3 protein-coding genes are annotated in these 2786 nt (G+C 60.4%); all 3 read right to left on the reverse strand.

Translation table 11 applies throughout. The features are described from left to right. Positions 1 to 525: NAD(P)-dependent oxidoreductase (locus B3C64_RS01290; RefSeq protein ID WP_291533187.1), on the reverse strand; the 525-nt coding region annotated here is incomplete at its 3' end. 473 nt (positions 526 to 998) lie between these two features. Then, positions 999 to 2051 carry a ketol-acid reductoisomerase gene (ilvC, locus tag B3C64_RS01295; RefSeq protein WP_291533189.1) on the reverse strand — a complete coding sequence of 351 codons (1053 nt, stop codon included), beginning with the start codon at positions 2049 to 2051 and terminating at the stop codon, positions 999 to 1001. 246 nt (positions 2052 to 2297) lie between these two features. Beyond that, a partial coding sequence (locus B3C64_RS01300) for an MFS transporter (RefSeq protein ID WP_291533191.1) occupies positions 2298 to 2786 on the reverse strand: 489 nt, incomplete at its 5' end.

Consider the following 2786-nt stretch of genomic DNA (forward strand, 5'->3'; position numbering starts at 1 on the left):
AGCGCCCAGAGCCTTGGCGTAGGCCAGGGTGATGGCCCATGCGTCGCCGCGCGGATCCTGTTCCACGGCCACGACGACCGGGACGCCACGGCCGTTGGAGTATTCACGGCGCACGATGTGGCCCGGGCCCTTCGGGGCGACCATGAAGACCGGGTGGTCCTCGGACGGCTTGATGTAGCCGTAGTGGATGTTGAAGCCATGGGCGAAAGCGACCGCGGCGCCCGGCTTGATGTTCGGCTCGATGTCGTTGGCCCAGATGGTGCGCTGGTACTGATCCGGAGCCAGGATCATGATGATGTCGGCCTCGGCGGTGGCTTCCGGAACGGACTTGACTTCCAGACCCTGCTCCTTGGCGTGTTCGACGGACTTGGAGGTAGGACGCAGGCCGACGACGACGTCGACGCCGGAGTCGCGCAGGTTCAGCGCGTGGGCGTGGCCCTGGGAGCCGTAACCGATGATGGCGACCTTCTTGCCTTCGAGGACCGAGAGATCACCGTCGTTCTCATACCAGATTTGTGCAGCCATGATGTTTGGCACTCCTTTTTCGATGTAGTGGGGTGAACGCCTTCCGGCGTCCGGGGTTCTACCATTCACAGATAAATTCGCGTGTTCTTGCGCATGGATTTTGTCCTGCAAACTGGGGTCAATCCTACCGAAAGCACCTCATAAATCCGCATTCAGTCCAAAAGGTGAGCCATCATACCGCAAAATCGTCGGCAATATACCATAAAAATCGAAAAACCGCCATTCCAAGCATCATTGTGCAATAGCGGCTGAATCAAACAGCAGGATTCGGAGAAGTGGGCGCGCAATTGCGGGAAACCGTCCGGATTGGCACGCATCCGAGACGAATCACGGGGCATGGAAGCGGTACCAGCGCACTGCGCCGCACCATACACGCCACACCGCGCAGACGCGAAAAGGCCGCCACCCGAACATGTCGGGTGACGGCCTTCGCGATGCTCAGATTCCGAAACTCAATCCGGAATCACACAAGCTCACTGAACCTGGGTACGAGCGATCTTGCCGTTGAAGGACTCGGTCTCGTCCTTGTCCTTGGCGGCGTCGTTGTTCCAGGAGAACATGGCGCGCAGCTTCGGGCCAACGGTCTCCAGGTGCGGGTGGCTGTACTCTTCCTGCAGCTTCTTGAACTTCGGAGCGCCAGCAGCCTGGTCGTCCATGAACTCCTTGGCGAAGGAGCCGTCCTGAATGCGCTTCAGCTGGTACTGCATGCGCTTCTTGGTCTCCTCGGTGATGACCGTGGAGGTGTAGTCGCCGTACTGGGCGGTGTCGGAGCAGGACCAACGGGCCTTGTTCAGGCCGCCTTCGTTAGCCAGGTCGACCAGCATCTTCAGCTCGTGGAACACCTCGAAGTAGGCGATCTCCGGCTGGTAGCCAGCCTCGGTCAGCACGTCGAAGCCGAGGTCGCACAGGTGGTTGATGCCGCCCATGAGGACGTCCTGCTCACCGAACAGATCGGTCTCGGTCTCTTCCTTGAAGGTGGTCTTGATGGCGCCTGCACGCAGAGCGCCCAGAGCCTTGGCGTAAGCCAGGCACAGCGGCCAGGTCTTGCCGTCCGGGTCCTGCTCGACGGCCACGACGACCGGGACGCCACGGCCAGCGGCGTACTCACGACGAACGATGTGGCCCGGGCCCTTCGGGGCGACCATGAAGACCGGGTGGTCCTCGGACGGCTTGATGTAGCCGTAGTGGATGTTGAAGCCGTGAGCGAAGGCCAGAGCAGCGCCCGGCTTCAGGTTCGGCTCAATGTCCTTCTTGTACACAGCGGCCTGGTACTGGTCAGGCAGCAGGACCATAATGACATCGGCTTCGGCAACGGCCTCAGCAACGGACTTGACTTCCAGGCCCTGCTCCTTGGCGAATTCCACGGACTTGGAGGTAGGACGCAGGCCGACGACGACGTCGACGCCGGAGTCGCGCAGGTTCAGCGCGTGGGCGTGGCCCTGAGAACCGTAACCGAGCACGGCGACCTTCTTGCCGTCGAACACGGAGAGATCGGCATCCTTTTCGTACCAGATAGTTGCTGCCATGATTGGCGCTCCTTTATGTTTTCTGTTATATGCCCCGGGAAGCGTTTCCCGGGAAAAAATTATTTTCTATTCGGTTGTTGTAGCTGCGAGCGGTTCCTAGGAATGCTCCCCCCGGATTGTGTCCGAAGAACCGCTCACGCTCTCCTGCGAAACTGTTTTAGTCCCGCTTTTTGTTTTCCGCATGTTCGCGTTCACATAGTGAGTACATCAACAGCGAACATTTTCGACCCGAGTTCGGGTGCACCCTTACTTGGAGAAGTCGACGTTCTTGGTTTCCTTGCAGGTCAGCACTGCGACGAGGCAGCACACGGCCATCACGGCAAGGTACAGACCGACGGAGTGCACGCCCCAGTGGTGGGACAGCCAGGTGGCGATCGTCGGGACGAATGCCGCGCCGACGATGGCGGCCAGGTTGTAGCCGATGCCGGAACCGGAGTAGCGGACGTTGGCCTCGAACAGCTCAGGCAGGAACGCGCCGATCGGACCGAACGCGGTGCCCATCAGCACGAAGCCGATGCACAGGAAGACCATGTTGGCCACGAAGTTGCGCTGGCCGACCACGGCGGAGTCGAGCAGGAACGGGAACAGCAGCGAGAACACGACGAGCAGCACCGAGGAGAGGATGATCACGCGACGGCGGCCGAACTTGTCGGCGTTCAGGCAGGAGATGACGATGAACGCGGCGAACACGCAGATGGCGACCATCAGCATGAGCAGGTACTCCTGGTTGGTGAA

Source organism: Bifidobacterium sp. UBA6881, assembly GCA_002451435.1.
Taxonomy (GTDB): Bacteria; Actinomycetota; Actinomycetes; order Actinomycetales; family Bifidobacteriaceae; genus Bifidobacterium.